The 19,534-nt window shown below is 70.5% G+C and carries 19 protein-coding genes; 3 read left to right on the forward strand and 16 right to left on the reverse strand.

Translation table 11 applies throughout. From position 1 onward, the window contains the following. Positions 1 to 407: 407 nt before the first annotated feature. From H566_RS0112140 to H566_RS29025, 3 genes are all read left to right on the forward strand, one after another. Positions 408 to 1,739 (forward strand): acyl-CoA dehydrogenase family protein, encoded by a 1,332-nt coding sequence (locus H566_RS0112140; RefSeq protein WP_084545032.1) that lies wholly within the window; start codon positions 408 to 410, stop codon positions 1,737 to 1,739. Continuing rightward, the gene (locus H566_RS24735) at positions 1,736 to 2,794 is read left to right on the forward strand and encodes a sigma 54-interacting transcriptional regulator (protein WP_051378685.1); all 1,059 of its coding nucleotides are present in this window, start codon (positions 1,736 to 1,738) and stop codon (positions 2,792 to 2,794) included. Before H566_RS0112140 ends, H566_RS24735 begins: the two co-directional genes overlap by 4 nt. A gap of 198 nt (positions 2,795 to 2,992) precedes the next feature. Continuing rightward, positions 2,993 to 4,333 (forward strand): hypothetical protein, encoded by a 1,341-nt coding sequence (locus tag H566_RS29025; RefSeq protein ID WP_156924410.1) that lies wholly within the window; start codon positions 2,993 to 2,995, stop codon positions 4,331 to 4,333. A gap of 128 nt (positions 4,334 to 4,461) precedes the next feature. On the opposite strand, the gene H566_RS0112150 is transcribed toward H566_RS29025, so the two are convergent. From H566_RS0112150 to H566_RS0112230, 16 genes are all read right to left on the reverse strand, one after another. Then, entirely contained in the window at positions 4,462 to 5,055 is a 594-nt protein-coding gene (locus tag H566_RS0112150) for a nitroreductase family protein (protein ID WP_028311650.1), read from the reverse strand. A 200-nt stretch (positions 5,056 to 5,255) separates the two neighbouring features. Next, on the reverse strand, positions 5,256 to 6,344 hold the full coding sequence (locus H566_RS0112155; protein ID WP_028311651.1) for a porin: 1,089 nt from the start codon (positions 6,342 to 6,344) through the stop codon (positions 5,256 to 5,258). Between the two features lie 148 nt (positions 6,345 to 6,492). Next, positions 6,493 to 7,257: a class II aldolase/adducin family protein gene (locus H566_RS0112165; protein ID WP_051378686.1), complete on the reverse strand. Its 765-nt coding sequence runs from the start codon at positions 7,255 to 7,257 to the stop codon at positions 6,493 to 6,495. Between the two features lie 74 nt (positions 7,258 to 7,331). Then, positions 7,332 to 8,330 carry a ketopantoate reductase family protein gene (locus H566_RS0112170; protein ID WP_028311653.1) on the reverse strand — a complete coding sequence of 333 codons (999 nt, stop codon included), beginning with the start codon at positions 8,328 to 8,330 and terminating at the stop codon, positions 7,332 to 7,334. Next, positions 8,327 to 9,520 (reverse strand): alpha-hydroxy acid oxidase, encoded by a 1,194-nt coding sequence (locus tag H566_RS0112175; protein ID WP_156924411.1) that lies wholly within the window; start codon positions 9,518 to 9,520, stop codon positions 8,327 to 8,329. The genes H566_RS0112170 and H566_RS0112175 overlap by 4 nt, the downstream gene beginning before the upstream one ends. A gap of 1 nt (position 9,521) precedes the next feature. Next, positions 9,522 to 10,271, reverse strand: coding sequence for an ABC transporter ATP-binding protein (locus H566_RS0112180; RefSeq protein ID WP_028311655.1), 750 nt, complete (start codon positions 10,269 to 10,271; stop codon positions 9,522 to 9,524). 1 nt (position 10,272) lies between these two features. Beyond that, on the reverse strand, positions 10,273 to 12,126 hold the full coding sequence (locus H566_RS0112185) for a branched-chain amino acid ABC transporter ATP-binding protein/permease (protein WP_051378687.1): 1,854 nt from the start codon (positions 12,124 to 12,126) through the stop codon (positions 10,273 to 10,275). Then, positions 12,123 to 13,166, reverse strand: coding sequence for a branched-chain amino acid ABC transporter permease (locus H566_RS0112190; RefSeq protein WP_028311657.1), 1,044 nt, complete (start codon positions 13,164 to 13,166; stop codon positions 12,123 to 12,125). The genes H566_RS0112185 and H566_RS0112190 overlap by 4 nt, the downstream gene beginning before the upstream one ends. A gap of 27 nt (positions 13,167 to 13,193) precedes the next feature. Further along, positions 13,194 to 14,336: an ABC transporter substrate-binding protein gene (locus H566_RS0112195; RefSeq protein WP_028311658.1), complete on the reverse strand. Its 1,143-nt coding sequence runs from the start codon at positions 14,334 to 14,336 to the stop codon at positions 13,194 to 13,196. A gap of 163 nt (positions 14,337 to 14,499) precedes the next feature. After that, positions 14,500 to 15,012, reverse strand: a complete 513-nt coding sequence (locus H566_RS0112200) for a flavin reductase (RefSeq protein WP_028311659.1) — start codon at positions 15,010 to 15,012, stop codon at positions 14,500 to 14,502. Further along, positions 15,005 to 15,964 (reverse strand): PDR/VanB family oxidoreductase, encoded by a 960-nt coding sequence (locus H566_RS0112205; protein WP_028311660.1) that lies wholly within the window; start codon positions 15,962 to 15,964, stop codon positions 15,005 to 15,007. The genes H566_RS0112200 and H566_RS0112205 overlap by 8 nt, the downstream gene beginning before the upstream one ends. Positions 15,965 to 15,992: 28 nt before the next feature. Then, positions 15,993 to 16,736: an SDR family NAD(P)-dependent oxidoreductase gene (locus tag H566_RS0112210; RefSeq protein ID WP_028311661.1), complete on the reverse strand. Its 744-nt coding sequence runs from the start codon at positions 16,734 to 16,736 to the stop codon at positions 15,993 to 15,995. Positions 16,737 to 16,746: 10 nt separating this feature from the next. Beyond that, positions 16,747 to 17,223 carry an aromatic-ring-hydroxylating dioxygenase subunit beta gene (locus H566_RS0112215; RefSeq protein WP_028311662.1) on the reverse strand — a complete coding sequence of 159 codons (477 nt, stop codon included), beginning with the start codon at positions 17,221 to 17,223 and terminating at the stop codon, positions 16,747 to 16,749. Positions 17,224 to 17,240: 17 nt separating this feature from the next. After that, complete coding sequence (locus tag H566_RS0112220) at positions 17,241 to 18,512, reverse strand: aromatic ring-hydroxylating oxygenase subunit alpha (RefSeq protein WP_028311663.1); 1,272 nt, start codon at positions 18,510 to 18,512, stop codon at positions 17,241 to 17,243. A 58-nt stretch (positions 18,513 to 18,570) separates the two neighbouring features. After that, a complete protein-coding gene (locus H566_RS0112225; RefSeq protein WP_051378688.1) occupies positions 18,571 to 19,143 on the reverse strand; it encodes a nuclear transport factor 2 family protein in 573 nt (190 codons plus the stop codon). A 16-nt stretch (positions 19,144 to 19,159) separates the two neighbouring features. Further along, positions 19,160 to 19,522, reverse strand: a complete 363-nt coding sequence (locus H566_RS0112230) for an IacB protein (protein ID WP_028311665.1) — start codon at positions 19,520 to 19,522, stop codon at positions 19,160 to 19,162. Between the last annotated feature and the right edge of the window lie 12 nt (positions 19,523 to 19,534).

The following is a 19,534-nucleotide window of genomic DNA, read 5'->3' on the forward strand; positions in this document are numbered from 1 at the left end:
GCCCTCGCGGCGGGGCCGTCGGCGAGGCTTTCGCGCCGTGCCGGCGGCCGCGATGCGGCGTCGGCTTTGCCGGGCTTTCGCAGCGTCCGTGCCACGCCGGTGGCGAGGGGCTGCAATCGCTTGCATGGCGTGCCGGCTGCTGCCGTGGCAGCAGCGCCCTGCCGTGGGGAGACAGCACTGCTGCGCCGCCAGCAGTGCACATGCGGCACGCCTCTGGCTGCCGGCCGCATCGGGTCGGCTGAATGCGGCATAGCCACCATGTCGACTGCTGCCTTTCAAGCAGTGCTGCTGCATTTCCACCAGCCTGGCGGCCTCCGACACGCGATCGCGTCCTCGACGGGCGGGCACGGCATCTGCTGCCTGGGCCGCACGCATCCGCGCCCACCGCTTCGCCCGCGACCCGCCGCATGACCCTCCAGCTCAGCCCCGCCCTGCTCCACGACCCGACCACCGCCGCCGACCTCGCGCCCGCGCGCGGCGACGCCGCCGATGCGCCGCCGCCGCGCGCCCTCGCGCTCGCCGACCTGCCCGCCACGCGCGACGCCCTCGTCGCCCGCTTCGCGCGCACGGCCGCGCGGCGCGACCAGCTCGGCGGCACGCCCAAGGCCGAGCGCGACGCGCTGCGCGCCAGCGGCCTGCTCGCGCTGTCGATTCCCGAAGCGCTCGGCGGACTCGGCGCCGACTGGTCGGTCGTGCTGCGCACGGTGCGCGAGTTCGCGCGCGTGGACAGCTCGATCGCCCATCTCTTCGCCTTCCACCACCTGATGCTCGCGACCGTGCGGCTGTTCGGCAGCCGCGCCCAATGGGAACCGTGGCTGCGCCACACCGCGCGTGGCGACTGGTTCTGGGGCAACGCGCTCAATCCGCTCGACCCGCGCGCGACCTGGCGCGCGGTGGACGGCGGCATCGAGATCTCGGGCCGCAAGAGCTTCTGCTCGGGCGCGCTCGATTCCGAGATGCTCATCGTCTCGGCCGTCGGCGAAGACGATGGCGGCAGGGATGCGGACGGCGCCACCGTCGCGCCCGCCGCGCTCGGCAGCGGTGCTGGCGCGGCGAGCCTGCGCATCGCCGCCGTGCCCACCGCGCGCAGCGGCATCCGCCTCAATGACGACTGGCACAACATCGGCCAGCGCCAGACCGACAGCGGCAGCGTCGAGTTCGACCGCCTGCGCGTCGAGGCGCATGAACTGCTGCTCGACCCCGGCCCGCTCGCCACGCCGCGCGCCTCGCTGCGGCCGCTGCTGGCCCAGGCCATCCTCGCCAACATCTACATCGGCATCGCCGAGGGCGCCGTGGCCGACGCGCGCGACTACACGCTGCGCGAGGCGCGGCCCTGGCCACCCTCGGGCCTCGCCCGCGTGACCGACGATCCGCATGTGCTCGTCGCCTTCGGCGACTTCCACGCCGGGCTCGAAGCGCTGCGCCTGCTCGGCGACCGCGCCGGCGCCGCGATCGACGCCGCGCTCGCGCAAGGCGAGGCGCTCGACGCCGCCGGCCGCGCCGAGGCGGCGCTCGCCATCGCCAGCGCCAAGGTCGTCGCCACGCGCACCGGGCTCGACATCTGCAACCGGCTGTTCGAGGTGACGGGCGCCCGCTCGACCCACGCCGGCGTCGGTCTCGACCGCCACTGGCGCAACCTGCGCACCCACACGCTGCACGACCCGCTGCACGGCAAGCTGCGCGAACTCGGCGAATGGCTGCTGCTCGGCCAGACGCCGGTACCGGGGTTCTACTCGTGAACCGACCCGCGCCCGACGGCGGCGTGGCGACCGTCGCCAGCCTGCCCTTCACCGACGTGCGCAGCCGCGCCCTGCTCGACAGCCTCGCCCGCCTCGCCGCCGACGACGGCGCCACCGTGCTGCTGCTCGGCGAGGCCGGCACCGGCAAGGACGTCTTCGCGCGCGCCCTGCACGACGCCAGCCCGCGCGCCGCCGGCCCTTTCGTCAGCCTCAACTGCGGCGCCTGCGCCCCGGCCGACCTCGACCGCGCCCTGCTCGGCTGCGAAGCCGGCGCCGCGCCCGGCGCCTTCGCCGCCAGCCCCGGCGCGCTCGAACAGGCCCACGGCGGCACCCTCTTCCTCGACGAGATCGACCGCCTGCCGCCCGCGCTCCAGGCCAGCCTCATGCAAACGCTTGCAGAACGCGCCTGCCGCCGCCTCGGCGCCAGCGACGCCCGGCCGGCCGACCTGCGTCTCGTCGCCGCCAGCGCGGCCAATCTCGACCGCGCCATCAGCCGCGCCCGCCTCCTGCCCGAACTGCGCGCCCTGCTCGACCGCCATCCGCTGCGCGTGCCGGCGCTGCGCGAGCGCCCCGGCGACATCCTGCCGCTGGCCCATCGCTTTCTCGCGCGGCTGCGCGCCGGCCTCAACTACCGCGCCACGCGCTTCAGCGCCGACGCCGAGCGCCGCCTGCTGCGCCACGCCTGGCCAGGCAACCTGCGCGAGCTGGAAAACGTCGTGCACCACGCGCTGTTCGTCTGCCCCGGCGACGAGATTCTCGGCGAGCACCTCGCCATCGGCGGCATGCGCATCGCGCCCGCCACCGACGCCAGCACGCAGGCCGCAGCCGACGACGCCGACACGCCCAGCGCCGAGGAAGCCCTGCGCGCCGCGCTCGAACGCCTGTGCGCCGAAGCGCCCGACGGCCTGCATGAACTGGTCGAGCGCAGCCTGATGCAGGTGGCGTTCGCGCATTGCGGGCGCAATCAGGTCAGGACGGCGCAATTGCTCGGGGTGAGCCGGAATGTGCTGCGGGGGCGGTTGATCGGGTTCGGGGAGATTGAGGCGAGGAGGTGAATCGTCTGACCTCACCAAAGAGGCGGCATTCGACCTATCGCGACATGATCGGCGGCCCGACAATCAGATCGCGACCGTACATCGCGACGTCGCCGCGCACCTTGGCCCACCTCCGACGCCGCAATTCCGTCAGCCCAGCGGCTCGGCAAACCACCCAACCCGCGATCGCCCCGGCCGACTCGATCAAATCTGATATCCGTGAAAAAACGCCTCGTTCAACCACGCTCGATAACGACCTCTGCAAGCGCATCCCGGGCACAGCAGCATAAGCCAGATTTCAACGCGACATCGACCAACAATAATGGAAAGGGTGCTTCAAATCGATTGCGCCATATCCAAGCCTGCATTGAGCGATCGCCGCGTACTCTGACGCAGCGGCGGATAATTGAAACGCTGAACGGCAAACGGGCAGCTCACGACAAAGTGTACGGAACGAATGCCATCTCGGCGAATGACCGGCAGCCCGAAACCGTTGCATTGCAATCGTCAGCTGAGAATGCACCTACCAAACTCACGGCAAGCACCCTGCAATGCAGCTTCGGAGCAGACGCACGCAAAATGCTTGGACTCCTGCGCGGTATCCCTCGAACCCATGAAGACGTCGGCAGCGGAAATACCACACCCAATTCGTCGACGGCATCGGCAGAGCGCGATGCCGCTCAAATCAATCGAAGCGTCCCGCTCAAACTGATGCCTTACCCACGGAAGGTCAGGACATTGACGAACGAGGCCCTTCCACTGTTGCGAGGCAAACCGGAGCGGAAGGAACTGATTGCAAAACATCTTGTGCAACAAGCGCTCGCAAAGGACTTGTACATACCTTCCCCGAAAGTCACGCCATATGCGTTGCAGCAGTGGGCAATTTCATTCGGCTATCCCCAAGAATATGCATACAGGCTAGCCTTTAATTCGCCCTTTACGCTGAATGACGTGCGAGAACGGACCGTATTGAATGATGAATCTTCCGAGAAAAATGCTGGCTGGCGGTCGGAAATCGAAGCAAGGTCAATGACACACATTGAATTCAAGCACGCCATTTCGCTCAAAAACACGAACGATCATCAATTATATTTTCGCAATTCCTTTTTGCCGGGAAGCTGGACAATGGCGGTCAACATGCGCAACCCTGTGCTGGCCGATTTCTTTGCCGATGAAGTGGCTGGAATGCAGGCGCAACTAGTGGAGCAACACAGGGCCACGCTGATCGCCAACGCAAAAAACGATCAGACTTCCGAGCGGGACAAGGACGACAATCCCGAGCAGGAAATCTCGGAAATCATCCGGGAAAATGTGGTTTCAGTATCTGGAAAGAATTGGGTGACGAATAACAGGATCAGACCAGGAGATTTGTCGCCTGACGATCTCTCATCCTTCCTTAAAACAGAAAATGGAAAAAGCAGCGAGCGGATAGCTCTAGGAATGGAAAAGAAGATTGTTTCCGCCCGCGCCGTGCAAGGAAGCATGGGTCTATCTATTCATTTGAAGCTAGACAACATCGCCCCTACAGCAAAGGCTGCAAATAATCGTCGGCAGGATTGAACGGCTGCGCTCCCGTCAGCCAGCGGGGATCGCAAGCCGACGAGCCGCAGCCATCGGAAACACGAGCGCATGGGAGCGTCGGACAGGCTGCCAAGATCTGCCGACGCACTCCACCGCCTGACGCAACCTCAGCCGCCGAACCTCCCCTTCACCGCCACCTCCGCCAGCGCCAGCCGCCCCGACGGCGCCTCCCGCCCTTGCAGTCCCTCCGGCAGCTGCGCCTTGTCCCCGCGCTTGCCGACCGCGATCACCGCATGCGCCGCGAAGCCCTCGGGCAGCCCGATCGCCACGGCCAGCTTCGCCGCGTCGAAGCCGGCCATCGCATGCGTGAACCAGCCGGCCAGCGTCGCCTGATGCGCGAAGCTGCCCCAGGCGGCGCCGGCGTCGAAGGCGTGCCAGCCGTTGGGCTTGCTCTCGGTCGAGCCGGGCGGCACGAAGGTCGTGCGCGAGGCGACGACGACGAGCGCCGACGCGCGCTTGGCCCAGCCCTGGTTGAACTCCAGCAGGCTTTCGAAGATCGGCGTCCATTCCGGTGTGTCGCGCAGCGCGTAGACGAAGCGCCAGGGCTGCACGTTGTAGGCCGACGGCGCCCAGCGCGCGGCCTCGATGAAGCCCAGCAGCTCGGCCTCGGCAATGGCCTCGCCGGTGAAGGAGCGCGGCGACCAGCGCTGCGTGAACTGGGGGGCGATCTGGTGTTCGGTGACGCGCGTGTTCTCGGACATGGCTTTCTCTTTGGGTTGCGAGGAAAGCGCCCGCGCGGCGGCGGGCGTCGGCCGAGTGTAGGCAGCTCGCGTCGCGCGCGCGAGGGCGCGCGGCGATCGGCGCGTCAGATGCTCATGCAAATTGCTTCGATGCAGGCGACGCCGGCGCGGCGCCGGGCCGACCCGGTGCCGCGCCGGCGCGCGATGCGGCCGTGCCGGCGTCAGAACGCGTGCTGCATGCCCACGCGCAGGATGTTCTGCGAGCTGCCCGAGGCCGCGCCGGCCGAGGCCATGAGCGCGGCCTGCACCTTCTCGGCGTCGCCGGTGGCGTGCTGCCAGCCGAAGCTCGTGTAGACGTTGGTGCGCTTCGAGAAGAGGTAATGCAGACTCAGGTTCACCTGGTGCGCCTTGTTGTTCGTGAGCACCTCGTTGCCCTTCATGTAGGTGTACTGACCGATCGCGCGGGTGTTGGTCGTGGGGCTGAACAGCAGCGCCGTGGCGAAGGCGCCGATGCGCGCGTCGTTGGCCGTGTTGCGGCTGTTGGTGTAGACGCCGCTCCAGTGCACGCCGTCGCCGAAGTCGTAGCGCGCGCCCGCGCCCCAGGTGCGCACGCCGTCCTCGCCGTTGCCGAGCGCCGCGTAATTGACGCTCGTGTACGCGGCGGTGAGGGTGACCGGGCCGCCGGTGTAGTCGGCGCTGTAGCTCTTGCTGGAGCTGTTGTTGGTGCCGGCGGTGGTCGATTCGCCAAAGCCGTAGAGCGCGCCGAGTTGCACGCCGTAGACGCGCGGGCTGTCGTAGCGCACCGCGTTGCCGATGCGGCTGGTGTTGCCGGTGCGGTCGAAGTCGGCACTCGGTGACTGGCCGCCCGGGCGGCCGAAGCCGTCGAAGGGGCCGCGCCGCATGAACTGGATCGACACGAACGGGAACATCGGCCCGTAGGTCTTCTGCGTGAGCGTGGTGAACATGAAGTCGTTGAGGTTGCCGGCCTGGATCTGGCCGAACCTGCCTTCGAGGCCGACGCCCGCGTAATGGCCCCAGAGGTTGCCGACCTGGGCGCCGCTGTCCATCTGGAACTGGCTTTGCAGGCGGAAGAAGGCGCGCATGCCGTCGCCCAGATCCTCGCTGCCGCGAATGCCGATGATGTTGGGCGAGAGGATGCCGGTATCGACGGCATTGAGCGACTTGCCGTTCACGTTGCTGGAGCGGGACAGGCCGCCATCGATCACGCCGTAGAGCGTGACGTTGGACGACTGGGCCTGGACGGTGACGGCGCAGCCGGACAGCGCGGCGCAGGCGAGCAGCTTCTTCATGGAGGACCTCGTGGGTTTCGCGTTGGTTGTGTTGATGTGGCCGGGCGATGCTCGGACCATCTTCGGGCGGCGCTGCTGAAGGCGCTTGCACTCCCGTCCGCGACTGCCTGGACGAGCGTGCAGGCGTGGGATGAAACGGGGCGCGGGATCAGCGCGCGCGGTCGGCCGGCAGGCGGCGCACCATCGCGGCGAAGAACTTGTCGGCGAAGTCGTTGTCGTGGATCAGCATCTGCGTGAGGTCGGCGCAGCGCTGGCCGATGCTCGCGGGCAGCCTGGTGTCGGCGCCGGCCATCGAGCGCGCGAGGCATTGCACCTCGGCCGCGCGCTGCACGGTCCAGAGCAGGAAGAAGGCGCGCGGGATGTCGATCTCGCCGACGGCGATGCCGTGGTTGCGCAGCACGAGAATGTGCTTGTCGCCGAGGCTCGCGAGCATGCGTTCGCGCTCCTCGGCGAACAGCGTGATGCCCTCGAAGGCGTGGTAGCCGACGCGGCCGTAAAGCTGGGCGCCGTAGAAGTCGTCGTGATGGAAGCCTTCTTCCTTGAGCGCGATGGCCGACACCTCGGTCGTGTGGGTGTGGATCACGCAATGGATGTCGTCGCGCGCCTCGTGGATGCAGCCGTGCAGCGCGAAGCCGGCCGGGTTGGCGTCATGCGGCGAGGGCTCGACCTTGTGGCCCCGCGTATCGACCTTGAGCAGGTTGGCCGGCGTGATCTCCTCGTAGTTGAGGCCGAAGGGATTGACGAGGTAGTGGCCGGTGCCGGGCAGGCGGGCCGAGATGTGGTTGAAGATGGTTTCGGTCCAGCCGAAGTGGGCGACGAGGTGGTAGCAGTCGGCGAGCTGCACGCGCAGCGCCCATTCGGCGTCGCTGCAATCGGCGCGGCGGCCCTGGGCGGGAGTGGTCATGTCGGTCATGGTCGTTTCTTCAGGCTGAGCGGGGGCCTGCCGGGCGTGCCGGCAAGCGGTGGACGAAGGAAAGGGTCAGGAAGTCAGGCGGCCAGCGCGGGCCTCGCGGCGTGGCGTGCAAGCGCTATCACGGCGCTCGTGGTGGGCATCGGGATGGCGTAGAGCGCGGCGAGTTCGAGCACCGCCTCGCCGATCGCGGCCAGCTCCAGCGGCCGGCCGCGCTCGTGGTCCTGGAGCATCGAGGTGCGCACCGCGCCCATCGCGCGACCCAGCTCGATGAACTCGATCGGGTCGATCTCCAGCCGCGCGCCGTGGCTCGCGGCGACCACGGCGATCTCGCGCATCATCGCGCGCACGATCTCGACCAGCGCCGGCTCGCCGTAGATGCGGTCGAGCGTCGCGCCGGTCACGACCGACAGCGGGTTGGACGTGAGGTTGGCGGTGATCTTGGTCCAGAGCTTGTCGCGGATGCGGTCGAGCGGGCGGCCCTCGATGCCGGCCGCGTCCAGCGCGGCGCAGGCGGCGCGCAGCCGCTCGCTGCCGCCGCCGCCCGGCTCGCCGAGCATGACGAGATGCGGCGTGGTCGAGCGCACGCGGCCGGGGCCGAGCATCTCGGCGGTGATGAACACGATCGCGCCGAGCACCTGGTCGAGCGGGATCAGTGCCGCGAGCCGGCCGTCGGGGTCGACGGCCTCGACGCGCCGCCCGTCATGCCGGCCGCCCTCGCGGTGGAAGTACCACCACGGCACGCCGTTGGGCGTGGGGATGACGACGGTGTCGGGGCCGAGCATCGGGCGCGCGGCGGCGGCGAGCGCGGCGAGGTCCTGCGACTTGCTGCACAGGAACAGGAGGTCCTGCGGGCCGAGTTCGTCGGCGCCGCCGGCGTGCACGCGCGCCTCGACGCGGCCACCCAGGTCGTCGAGCGTGATGCCGTGCTCGCGCAGCGCGCCGAGCGTGGCGCCGCGCGCCAGCACCGACACGCGCTGGCCGGCGGCGGCGAAGCGCGCGGCGAGGGTGCAGCCGATGGCGCCCGCGCCGGCGATGCCGACGCGCAGCGGCGGGAGGAAGGAAGCGAGGGTCATCGGTGAATCTCCGGCGCGGCGACGACGAGGTGAAGGCCGAGTTCCTCCGGCGCGGTGCAGCCGAGCAGCGCGAGCGTGCGGTCGAACTCGGCGCCGAGCAGGTCGAGCGCGCGGCGCGCCCCGGCCTCGCCGCCGGCCGCGAGGCCGAACAGCGTGGCGCGGCCGGTAAGCACCGCATCGGCGCCGAGCGCGAGCGCCTTGGCGATGTCGGTGCCGCGCCGGATGCCGCCGTCGAGCAGCAGCGTCGCGGCCGGGCCGACGGCCGCGCGGATCGCCGCGAGCGCGTCGAGACTGGCGATGGCGCCGTCGAGCTGGCGGCCGCCGTGGTTGCTGACGATCACGCCGTCGGCGCCGTGTGCAAAGGCTTGCAGGGCGTCGTCGGCGCGCAGCACGCCCTTGAGCAGCAGCGGGCCGTCCCAGTGCGCGCGCAGCCAGTCGAGGAAGGCCCAGTCGAGCGCGCGGTCCATCTGGCCGTCGATGAAGGCCACCGTCCGCGCGACGCTGCCCTGGCCCGCCGGCAGATAGGGCGCGAGGTTGGCGAAGCCCGGCAGCCCGCCCTGCCCCATCACCGCGCGCACCCAGCGCGGATGCCGCGCCACGTCGAGCAGCCGGCCCCAGCGCAGCCTGAGCGCGCCGCGATAGCTGCGGCGGTCCCATTCGCGGTTGCCGTAATGCACGGCGTCGGCCGTGAGCACCAGCGCCTCGAAACCGCTGCGTCTGGCCCGCGCGAGCAGGTCGAGCGTGATCGCGCGGTCGCGCAGCGGATAGAGCTGGAACCAGCGCCGGCCCTCGGGCGCGGCGGCGGCGATCTGCTCGATCGACGCATTGGCCACGGTGCTGAGCGTGAACGGCACGCCGGCCGAGGCGGCGGCCCGCGCGAGCGCGCAATCGCCGTCGCGCGCCTGCAGGCCGTTGAAGCCCGTCGGCGCGATCGCGAGCGGCAGCGCGAGCGGCCTGCCGAACAGTGTCGCGCCGAGCCGACGCGCGGGCGCGGGCCGCAGCATCGGCGGCAGGAAGCGCCGATGCGCGAAGGCCGCGCGGTTGGCGGCGAGCGTCAGCTCGTCCTCGGCGCCGCCCGCGAGGTATTCGTGGGCGAAGGCCGGCACGCGGGCGCGCGCCATGCGCTCCAGCTCGTCGATGTTGATGGCGTCGGCCACGCGGCGGCGCAGCGGCAGCTTGCGTTCGAGCATGTCAGGCCGCCAGCCGGTCCTGATGCTTGCCGGCGAGACCGAGGTAGACCTCGATCACGCGCGGGTCGTGCGCGAGATCCTTCGCGTCGCCCTGGAGCGTGACCTGGCCGTTCTCCAGCACGTAGGCGGTGTCGGCCACGGCGAGCGCGGCGCGCGCGTTCTGCTCCACCAGCAGGATCGACACGCCCCGATCGCGCAGCGTGGCGATGATGCGGAAGATCTCGCGCACGATCAGCGGCGCGAGGCCGAGGCTCGGCTCGTCGAGCATGAGCAGGCGCGGCTTGGCCATGAGCGCGCGGCCGAGCGCGAGCATCTGGCGCTCGCCGCCCGACAGCGTGCCCGCGAGCTGGTCGCGCCGGTCGCGCAGGCGCGGGAACAGCGCGTAGATCTCCTCCAGCGTCTCGGCCACCGCGCGGTCGCGCCGGCGCCAGCGGTCGAAGCCGCCGAGCAGCAGGTTGTCCTGCACGCTCATCTCGCCGAACAGCTCGCGCTTCTCGGGCACGAGGTTCATGCCCATGCCGACCCTGCGCTCGACGCTCGCGCCGCGGCAGGCCACGGCCTCGAATTCGATGCTGCCGCTCGACGGCAGCAGGCCGATCAGCGCCGACAGCATCGTCGTCTTGCCGGCGCCGTTGGGGCCGATGACCGTGGCGATGCGGCCCTCGCTCACCTCGATGTCGATGCCCGACAGCGCCTCGACCTTGCCATAGGCGACATGCAGGTCGCGCACCCTGAGTAGCGTGTCGGCCATGTCAGACCCCTCCCAGATAGGCCTCGAGCACGGCCGGATCGTTCTGCACTTCCTCGGGCAGACCGGCGGCGATGCGCGTGCCGAATTCCATGACGACGAGGCGATCGACCAGCCCCATCACGAAGTCCATGTCGTGCTCGACGAGCAGGACGGCGAGCCCTTCGGCGCGCAGCTTGCGCAGCAGGTCGCCGAGCGCCTGCTTCTCCTGCAGGCGCAGGCCGGCGGCGGGTTCGTCGAGCAGCAGCACGCAGGGGTCGGCCGCGAGCGCGCGGGCGATCTCGAGAATCCGCTGCTGGCCGAGCGCGAGCGAGCCGGCCGGCAGGTGCATGCAGTCGCCGAGGCCGACGCGTTCGAGCTGGCGCGCGGCTTCGGCCAGCAGCGCGCCCTCGTCCTTGCGGTCGAGCCGCCAGGCCGCCGGCAACACGCCCGCATGGCCGCGCAGGTGGGCGCCGATCGCCACGTTCTCGAGCACGCTCATCTGCGGCAGCAGGCGCACATGCTGGAAGGTGCGCGACAGGCCGCGCGAGGCGAAGGCGCGCGAGCCCTTGCCGCGCATGTCGGCGCCGCACAGCAGCACCTGGCCCGAGGTGGGCGTGTCCACGCCCGAGAGCTGGTTGAACATCGTGCTCTTGCCGGCGCCGTTGGGGCCGATGAGGCCGAGGATCTCGCCCGCGCGCAGTTGCAGGTCCATCTCGTTGTTGGCCACCAGCCCGCCGAAGCGGCGCGTGACCTTGCGCGCCTCGAGCACCACGCTGCCGCGCTCGGGCAGGGCGCGGCGCGACAGGCGGCTCGCGCGGTCGATGCGCGGCGCGCGCGCCGCCACCGGCAGCAGCCGCGCGACCAGCGACCACAGCCCGGCCGACGAGCTTTGCAGGATCACGATCATCAGCACGCCGAAGACGATCACCTCGAAGTTGCCGCTGCGCCCGAGCAGCGCCGGCAGCAGGTCCTGCAACCATTGCTTGAGCACGGTGATGACGCCCGCGCCGAGCAGCGCGCCCCACACGCTCGACGCCCCGCCCACGACGCTCATGAACAGGTAGTCGATGCCGTAGTGCAGCCCGAACGGCGAGGGGTTGATGAAGCGCTGCAGGTGGGCATAGAGCCAGCCCGCCGCGCTCGCCTGCAGCGCCGCGAGGATGAACACCACCATGCGCGCGCGGCTGCTGTTCACGCCCATCGCCTCGGCCATCGTCACGCCGCCCTTGAGCGCGCGGATGGCGCGGCCCTCGCGCGAGTCGAGCAGGTTCTGGCTCGTGACCGCGCCCGCGAGCACGAAGGCCCAGATCAGCCAGTACATCCGCGCCGGGCTGTCGAGATCGAGGCCGAACAGCGCGATGGCCGGGATGTTGCCGAGGCCCGACTGCCCGCCGAGCAGCGTCGAGCTGCCGAACAGGTAGTACAGGCTGATGCCCCAGGCGATGGTGCCGAGCGGCAGGTAATGGCCCGACAGCCGCAGCGTGAGCGAGCCGATCGCCAGCGCCGCCACGAAGGTGACGAGCAGCCCGGCCGCGAGGCCGAGCCAGGGCGAGCCCTGCAGCCAGCCGAGCGTGTCGGCGCCGAGCGCGCCCGACGACAGCACGCCCGTCGTGTAGGCGCCGAGGCCGACGAAGGCCGCCTGGCCGAAGCTCGTCATGCCGGCCGTGCCCGTCAGCAGCGTGAGGCCGAGCGCCACCAGCGAGGCGATGCCGATGTAGTCGAGCAGGCTCACGTAGAACGGCGGCAGCAGGTAAGGCCCGACCGCGAGCAGCGCCGCGAACACCGCGCCGACCATGAGGCGCGAGGGGCGCCGGCGCGGGCCGGCGGACGTGGCGGGCGCCGGGGCGAGCGCGCGCGCGGGTTGGGAGACGCTCATTCCTCGTCCTCCAGTCGATGCGTGGTGAGGGAGCGCCAGAGCAGGACGGGGATGATCAGCGTGAACACGATCACCTCCTTGTACTGGCTCGCGAAGAAGGCCGAGAAGGCCTCGATGAGGCCGACCAGCAGCGCGCCGCCGGCCGCGATCGGATAGCTCGCCAGCCCGCCGATGATCGAGCCGACGAAGCCCTTGAGGCTGATGATGAAACCCGAGTCGTAGTAGAGCGTGGTGATGGGCGCGATCAGCACGCCCGACATCACGCCGATGAAGGTCGCCAGCCCGAAGCTGACCGAGCCCGCGAAATCCGGCGAGATGCCCACCAGCCGCGCGCCGGTGCGGTTGAACGCCACCGCGCGCAGCGCCTTGCCGTAGAGCGTGCGCTGGAAGGCGAAGAACAGCAGGCCGATGAGCGCGAACGACACCGCCACCACCCACACGGTCTGGCTGTTGAGCCGCAGCGCGCCCAGCTCGATGAAGCTGTCGGAGAAGGGCTGGGTGCGCGCGCCCTCGGGGCCGAAGGCGAGCAGGCCCGCGCCCACCAGCGCCACATGCAGCGCGATCGACGCGATCAGCAGCACCAGCGCGCTGGCCTGGGCCAGCGGCGCGAACACCGCGCGGTAGAGCAGCGGGCCGAGCGGCACCAGCACGAGCAGCACCAGCAGCACGCGCAGCGGCGCGGCCAGCTCGGCGAGCGGCAGCGCTTGCAGCGCGAGGCCGAGCGCGACGGGCCAGGCGAGCGTGCCGGCCCACAGCGCGAGCCGCCTGCCCGAGGGGCGGCGGCGTTCGCGGGCGTGGCGGATCGCGTCGGCGAGGCAGGCGGCCAGCGCCACGACGCCGAGCAGCGTCGTCGCGTTGCCGGGCTGCCCGGCCTCGAAGGCGGCCATCGTCAGCGCGCCGAAGGCGACGAACTCGCCGAGCGGGATCAGCAGCACCCGCGTCACGGTGAACACGAGCAGGATCGACAGCGACAGCAGCGCATAGATCGCGCCGTTGGTCACGCCGTCCTGCCCGAGCAGCAGGGCGATCTGGAGGTTCACGTCAGGGTCTCCGGTCCGGGGCGCGGCTTACTTGAGCAGCGTCCAGTTGCCGTTCCGGACGGTGATCAGCTCGCGGCCGCGCTCGTCGAAGCCCGAGTGATCCTCCGGCGTCATGTTGTAGACGCCCTGGGTGCCGACCAGCTCCTTCGTCTGTTCGAGCGCGTCGCGCAGCGCGGCGCGGAACTCGGGCGTGCCGGGCTTGCCCTTCCTGAGCGCGACCGGGATGGCCGACTGGAGCAGCAGGCCGGCGTCGTACACGTTGGCGCCGAAGGTCGCGGGCTTGCTGCCGTTGAGCTTTTCGTAGGCGGCGATGTAGTCGGCGGCGACCTTCTTCGACGGGTTGCTGTCGGGCATCTCGGGCAGCACGAGCATCAGGCTCGCGGCGAGGATCGTGCCCTCGACCTTCTTGCCGCCGTTCTGCAGGAAGGCCGGCAGCGCCGCGCCGTGGGTCTGGTAGAACCGGCCGCGATAGCCCTGGTCCACCAGCGTCTGCTGCGGCAGCACGGTGCTGCCGCCGGTCGCGGCGATGAGTACCGCGTCGGGGTTGGCGGCCAGCACCTTGAGCGATTGCGCCGTCACCGAGGTGTCGGTGCGCAGGTATTTCTCGTTGGCCAGCACCTTGATGCCGTGCTTCTCGGCCAGCGCGTCGAACACGCGGGTCCAGTTCTCGCCGTAGGGGTCGTTGAGGGCGATGACGGCCACCGTCTTCACCCTGGCCTTGACCATCTGGCCGACGAGCGCGGTCGCGATCACGTCGTCGTTCTGCGTGGTCTTGAACACCCATTTCTTCTCGGGCGTCATCGGCTGGACGACGGCCGCCGTGCCGACGGGCGCGAGCATCGGCACGCCCGATTGCGCGACGAAGGGCAGCACCGCCATCGCGTTGGGCGAGCCGGTCGGGCCGATGAGGGCGTCGATGTTCTGCTCGGCGATGAGGCGCCTGGCCTCGGTCACGGATTGCGTCGGGTCGCTCGCGTCGTCGCGCGCGATGTACTCGACCTTGACGCCGGCGATCGTCGTCGGCAGCAGCGGCACGGTGTTCTTCTGCGGCAGGCCGACCAGCGCGGTCGGGCCGGTGGACGAGGTGATGACGCCGATCTTCACCTGGGCGAAGGCGGGGGCGAGCGCCGTGGCGAGCGCGGCGGCGGCGAGGGTGCGGAGCAGCTTCATGGACGGAGGGCCTTGGATGGGGAAATGGGGAGCGCCGGTTACGGAGTTCGGGGCCGGTCTGCGCCGGTCTGGTCGCGCCTGTGCGCGCGGGGTGAGGCGGCGCGGGGCCGCCAAAGGGTTGCGGCGCTGCAAGCGTTTGCGCCGCGATCGCCTGTCATGACGCTCAGGCCGCGAGGCGCGACGCCGCGCCAAGCCGGTGATAGGCGCGGTCGTGATACGCAAGACCCTCGCCATCGGCGCGCAGGCGCACCGCCCGCACCGCGCACAGCAGCACGCCGTGCGAGCCGGCCGGGATGACCTGGTCGATCACGCAGTCGAAGCTGGCGAGCGCGCCGTCGAGCACCGGCGCGCCGGTGGCGAGCGTGGTCCAGCCGGCGAGCGCGAAACGCTGGTCCGGGCCCAGCTCGCGGCTGGCGAAGCCGCCCGACAGCGCCACCTGTTCATGCGCGAGCACGTTCACGCACAGCGTGAGGTTGGCGGCGAACACGTCATGCGAGGTCGAGTTGCGGTTGACGCACACGAGCAGCATCGGCGGCGCGTCGCTCACGCTGCACACGGCGGTGGCGGTGAGGCCGGCGCGGCCGGCAGCGCCGTCGGTGGTGATGACGTTGACGGCGCCGGCGAGGCGCGACATCGCGTCGCGGAAGGCGCGCGGTTCGAGGGTGAGGTCAGACATCGAGCACCAGCCTGTCGTCGAGGGCGCGCGAACGGCACGCGATGATGAGTTCGTTCGAGTCGCGTTCCTCGTCGGTGAGGAAGGCGTCGCGGTGGTCGGGGCGGCCTTCGAGCACGTCGCACATGCAGGTGCCGCAGATGCCCTGCTCGCACGACACCTGCACGCGGATGCCGATGCGCGCGAGCGCGGCCACGAGGGTCTCGCCGGCGCCGACCGTCACCGTCCTGCCGCTGCGCTTCGCCACGACCTCGAAGGGTCGGCCGCCCGCCTCGGCCGTGGCCTGGAAATGCTCCTGGTGCAGCCGCGCCTCGGGAATGCCGGCGGCGCGCGCGCTGTCGAGCACCCAGGTCATGAAGCCTTCGGGGCCGCAGGTGTAGACGTGGCCGCCAGCCGGCGCGGCGCCGAACAGCGCGGCCGCGTCGAGCGGGCCGGTGGCGCCGCGTTCGTCGTCGAAATGCAGATGCACGCGGGCGGCGAAGGGCGCGGCGGCGAGTTCGTCCACGAAGGCGCAGCCGGCGCGGCTGCGGCCGCAGTAGTGCAGCGCGAAGTCGCGGCCGGCGGCGTGCAGCGCATGCGCCATCGCGATCATCGGCGTGACGCCGATGCCGCCGCCGACGAGGAGGGCCGCGCCATCCGCCGCGAGCGGGAACAGGTTGCGCGGCAGGCCGGCGCGCACGCGCGCGCCTTCGCGCAGCTGTTCGTGGGCGGCGATCGAGCCGCCGCGCGAGGCCGGGTCGCGCAGGATGCCGAGGCGCCAGATGCGGCGGTCGGCCGGGTCGCCGGCCAGCGAATACTGGCGCACCAGATCGGGGCCGAGATGCAGGTCGATGTGCGCGCCGGCCTCGAAGGCGGGCAGCGCCGCGCCGGCCGGATCGGCCAGATCGACGACGAGCACGCCCTGGCCTTGCAGGCTGCTGCGCGCGACGACGAGGTCAATGACGTCGGGGGTCATGAAAACGCTTTCAGTGAAGGGGCGCCGGTCAGCGCATGAACACGCCGCCGTTGATGTCCCAGGCGGCGCCGGTCACGAAGCCGGCCGCGCGCGACGCGAGATGCACGACGGTGGCGGCGACGAAATCGGCATCGCCGAGCTGGCGCACCGGGATCAGCGTGTCGACGAGGGTCTGCAAACGCTCGGGCGGCACGGCGGCGCGCACCGAGGGCAGGTCGAGCGGGCCGGGGGCGATCGCGTTGACGGTCACGCCCGAGGGCGCCAGCTCGCGCGCGAACACCTTGGTCATGTTGAGGATGCCGGCCTTGGACGCCGCGTAATGCGCGCCCGAGGCGGTGCCGCCGTTCTGCCCCGCGAGCGAGGCGATGTTGATGAGCCGGCCATAGCCGGCCCGCGCCATGTGGGCGCCGAACACCTGGCCGCCGAACAGGCAGCCGCGCAGGTTCACGCGGATCACGAGATCGAACTCCTCGGGCGTGATCCGCATGACCGGCGTGGTGAGCGTGACCGCCGCGTTGCCGACGGCCACCTCCAGCCGGCCCCAGCGCGCGAGCACGGCGTCGCGCGCGGCCTCGAAGGCGGCCTTGTCGGCCACGTCGAGCGCGAGCGGCAGCAGCCGGTCGGCGTCGCCGCCGAGCGCCTGCGCGGCGTCCTCGGCCAGGCCGAGGTCGCGGTCGGTGACGGCGACGCGATAGCCCGCGCCGAGCAGGGCGGCGGCGATCGCGCGGCCGAGGCCCTGCGATGCGCCGGTGACGATGGCGACCTCGCTCATGCCCGCCCCCTTACAGCAGGTAGCCGATCGCGGTGAGCGCGTCGGTCGAGTTGATGAGGCGGATGACCTTGCGGCGGATGCGGTAGCCGCCGTCGGTCCGGTCGAGTTCCCAGGTCACGTCGGCGACCTGCTGGCGCAGGGTCTCGCGGCGGAACTCGTGCAGGTCCTGGGCGCCGCGCACGGTGACGGTGGCGCCGTCGTCGGCGATCACGCGCAGCCGCGACAGTGCGCGGATGGTGCGCGCCGCCGGCATGGTCGAGATCGATTCGTTGCCGACGAGGCGCCGCACGCGCTTGGCGCGCATCGCGGCGTTGTCGTAGGCGTAGTTGAGGGTGTTGGCGTGGTCGGTCGCGTCGGGGTCGATCGGCACGATGTAGAGGCCGTCGGCGGTCCAGAGCCCGAGCCAGTCGTCGTACTCGGCATGGTCGAGCATGTCGGCTTCGGCCCAGAGGAAGGCGGTGGTGTCTTGCAGCACTTGAGTGTTCATGGCGGTGTCGTCGGGCATCAGGCGGTCATCAGCTTCTTCCACTGGCGGTAGGCGGCGCGCATGCCGGTCTCGGCACTCACGTCGCTCTTCAGGCCGTCGGGGGTGACGGTCTCGCCGGGCAGGCCGCGGTTGAGCAGGATCCAGAGGTCGGGGCCGGCCTGGGCGCCGCGCTGCACGCGCTCCCAGGCTTCGGAATCGTCGGGCGTGCCGAAGCCCATCGGGCCCTGGAAGTGCTCGTGCATGCGCAGGCGCGCCTGGTTGGCCTGTTCCGGGCCGCCGTCCATGACGATGGCGACGTGATGGATCTCGGTCTTGTCCACCGCGATCGGCCGCAGCACGCGGAAGAAGGCCATCGAGCAGGCGACGTTCGGGAACAGGTTGAGGTTGAAGCCCGAGCCGCCGACGGCGCGCACGATGCGGCGCACCGTGGTCTCGTCATGCGTGGCGCGCAGGTGCTCGGCCAGCTCGGCGTAGCGGTCGGGCACAGGCGCGTCGAGGTCGTGCTCCAGATCCACCAGCTCGGGGATCATCACCATCACGCTGTGGCCGTTGCCGAGGTCCTCGACGTAGCCGGGGCCGGCCACGAAGTCGAGCATGCGCTCGGTCTGGGCGTCCACCGAGCTGAGGAAGCTCTTGTGCACGAGCGGGAAGTGATAGGCGTCGGTCGTGTTCTCGAGCTGGATCTTCCAGTTGCCGTTGAAGGTGAAGCGGTGCTCGCCGGCCGCCTTGACCGGGTAGCCGCCGCCCTGCTTCATGAACAGGTCCATCCACTTCTTCGCCGGGCCGAGGTAATCGACCAGCGGCTCGATGTCGGCCTTGAAGGTGGCGAACACCATGCCGGCGTATTGCTCGACGCGCAGGCCGGGCAGCGGGAACTCGCCCTTGTCGAGCATCTGGCCGTAGCTGTCGGGAAAGGGCACGCTGCGCAGCGCGCCGTCGAGGCCGTAGGCCCAGCCGTGATAGGGGCAGACGAAGCTCGCGGTCTTGCCCTTCTTGTGCTCGCAGACGGTGGCGCCGCGATGGCGGCAGCGGTTGAGCAGGACGTGGATCTTCTGCTTGCGGTCGCGCACGACGATGACCGGCTCGGTGCCGACATGGGTCGTCTTGAACTGGCCCGGCTCGGCGACTTCGCTCGCATGCGCGACCCAGACCCAGGTGTTGCGGAACACCTTCTCCATCTCGCTGTCGAAGAGCGCGGCGTCGGTATAGAGCGAGGTGTGCACGCGGTCGGCGCGCACGAGTTCATCGACATTGCGATGCAGGTGGATCGGTTTGGTTTCGGCGTTCATGTCCGTGGTGTGCTTGAGGTTGTCTCGTGGAGTCGTGCAAAGGCTTGCAGGCCGGGCGTCAGGCGTCGGCGGCCGGCACCGGCAGGGGCGCGCTCGCGTCCCAGTGATCGACCGGGCGGCTGAACAGCGCCTCGGTCTCGAAGCGGTCGATGCGCCAGCGCCCGTCCTCGACGGCGAAGCCAACCGACAGCCGTGCCGCGCTGAGCTGCGACGCGCCGCTCGCGAAGGTGGAGGTCTGCAACATGAGCCAGCCGCCGCGCGCCCTGCCCTCGCTCTCGACCTCGATGAGTTCCGAGGTCAGGAAGTGGGCGTTGAATGCGAAGTGCGCCGGCGTGCGCATGTAGCGGCGGAACATCGCGGCGATCTCGTCGCGGCCCGCGTAACCGCCGAAGGTGGCGCCGTAGCGGCCGCCCTTGCCGGCCCAGGTCGCGCCGCGCGTGAAAAGGCTTGCAAGCTCGTCGAGCGGGGTGGCCGCGTCGAGCGCGTCGCACAGCGCCATGTAGCGCTTGAGACAGGCGCGGATCGCATGCTCGGCCTCGAAGCGCGCGAGGCGGGCTTCGAGTTGCGCGAGACGGTCGGCGGACGCCGGAGCACCGTGAGTCGCGTCGGCCACGGCGGCGGGCGGGTTCATCGCGTGCGATCCCGGCTCAGCGCGGAATGACCAGCTCGCGGCCCACGCGGGCCTCGACGCGGCAGTACTTCCACAGCTTGCAGCCGGTGTCGCCGACCGGGATCGTGCGGAACAGGTTGCAGGCAGCGGTGACGGTCTCGATGTCGGGCACGTCGGCCAGCACGTAGGTGGTCCACGGCGCGGCGGTGGACGGGCCGACCATGATGCGGTCGTCGTCCATGTTGCCGAGCACCTTCACGCCGGGGAGGTCGGCGATGCCGTTCATCATCTGGCTGAACGCGCTCCACACGAGCTTCGCCTCGTCGGCGGTGGCGTCGAAGAAGTTCTGGTTCACGCCGATGCAGAACAGCACGCGGTGCGGGGTCTTGGTGTCGCTCATGGCGGGGATTCC

Origin of the sequence: Derxia gummosa DSM 723 (assembly GCF_000482785.1) — a bacterium.
Lineage (GTDB): Bacteria > Pseudomonadota > Gammaproteobacteria > Burkholderiales > Burkholderiaceae_E > Derxia > Derxia gummosa.

Coding starts and splice junctions, on each gene's coding strand:
- H566_RS0112195 (WP_028311658.1), bottom strand. CDS start 14,336: ATGAAGCTGCTCCGCACCCTCGCCGCCGCCGCGCTCGCCACGGCGCTC.
- H566_RS0112170 (WP_028311653.1), bottom strand. CDS start 8,330: ATGACCCTCGCTTCCTTCCTCCCGCCGCTGCGCGTCGGCATCGCCGGC.
- H566_RS0112180 (WP_028311655.1), bottom strand. CDS start 10,271: ATGGCCGACACGCTACTCAGGGTGCGCGACCTGCATGTCGCCTATGGC.
- H566_RS0112165 (WP_051378686.1), bottom strand. CDS start 7,257: ATGACCGACATGACCACTCCCGCCCAGGGCCGCCGCGCCGATTGCAGC.
- H566_RS0112140 (WP_084545032.1), top strand. CDS start 408: ATGACCCTCCAGCTCAGCCCCGCCCTGCTCCACGACCCGACCACCGCC.
- H566_RS0112225 (WP_051378688.1), bottom strand. CDS start 19,143: ATGAACCCGCCCGCCGCCGTGGCCGACGCGACTCACGGTGCTCCGGCG.
- H566_RS0112150 (WP_028311650.1), bottom strand. CDS start 5,055: ATGTCCGAGAACACGCGCGTCACCGAACACCAGATCGCCCCCCAGTTC.
- H566_RS0112215 (WP_028311662.1), bottom strand. CDS start 17,223: ATGAACACTCAAGTGCTGCAAGACACCACCGCCTTCCTCTGGGCCGAA.
- H566_RS0112210 (WP_028311661.1), bottom strand. CDS start 16,736: ATGAGCGAGGTCGCCATCGTCACCGGCGCATCGCAGGGCCTCGGCCGC.
- H566_RS0112185 (WP_051378687.1), bottom strand. CDS start 12,126: ATGAGCGTCTCCCAACCCGCGCGCGCGCTCGCCCCGGCGCCCGCCACG.
- H566_RS0112230 (WP_028311665.1), bottom strand. CDS start 19,522: ATGAGCGACACCAAGACCCCGCACCGCGTGCTGTTCTGCATCGGCGTG.
- H566_RS0112175 (WP_156924411.1), bottom strand. CDS start 9,520: ATGCTCGAACGCAAGCTGCCGCTGCGCCGCCGCGTGGCCGACGCCATC.
- H566_RS0112200 (WP_028311659.1), bottom strand. CDS start 15,012: ATGTCTGACCTCACCCTCGAACCGCGCGCCTTCCGCGACGCGATGTCG.
- H566_RS0112205 (WP_028311660.1), bottom strand. CDS start 15,964: ATGACCCCCGACGTCATTGACCTCGTCGTCGCGCGCAGCAGCCTGCAA.
- H566_RS0112220 (WP_028311663.1), bottom strand. CDS start 18,512: ATGAACGCCGAAACCAAACCGATCCACCTGCATCGCAATGTCGATGAA.
- H566_RS0112155 (WP_028311651.1), bottom strand. CDS start 6,344: ATGAAGAAGCTGCTCGCCTGCGCCGCGCTGTCCGGCTGCGCCGTCACC.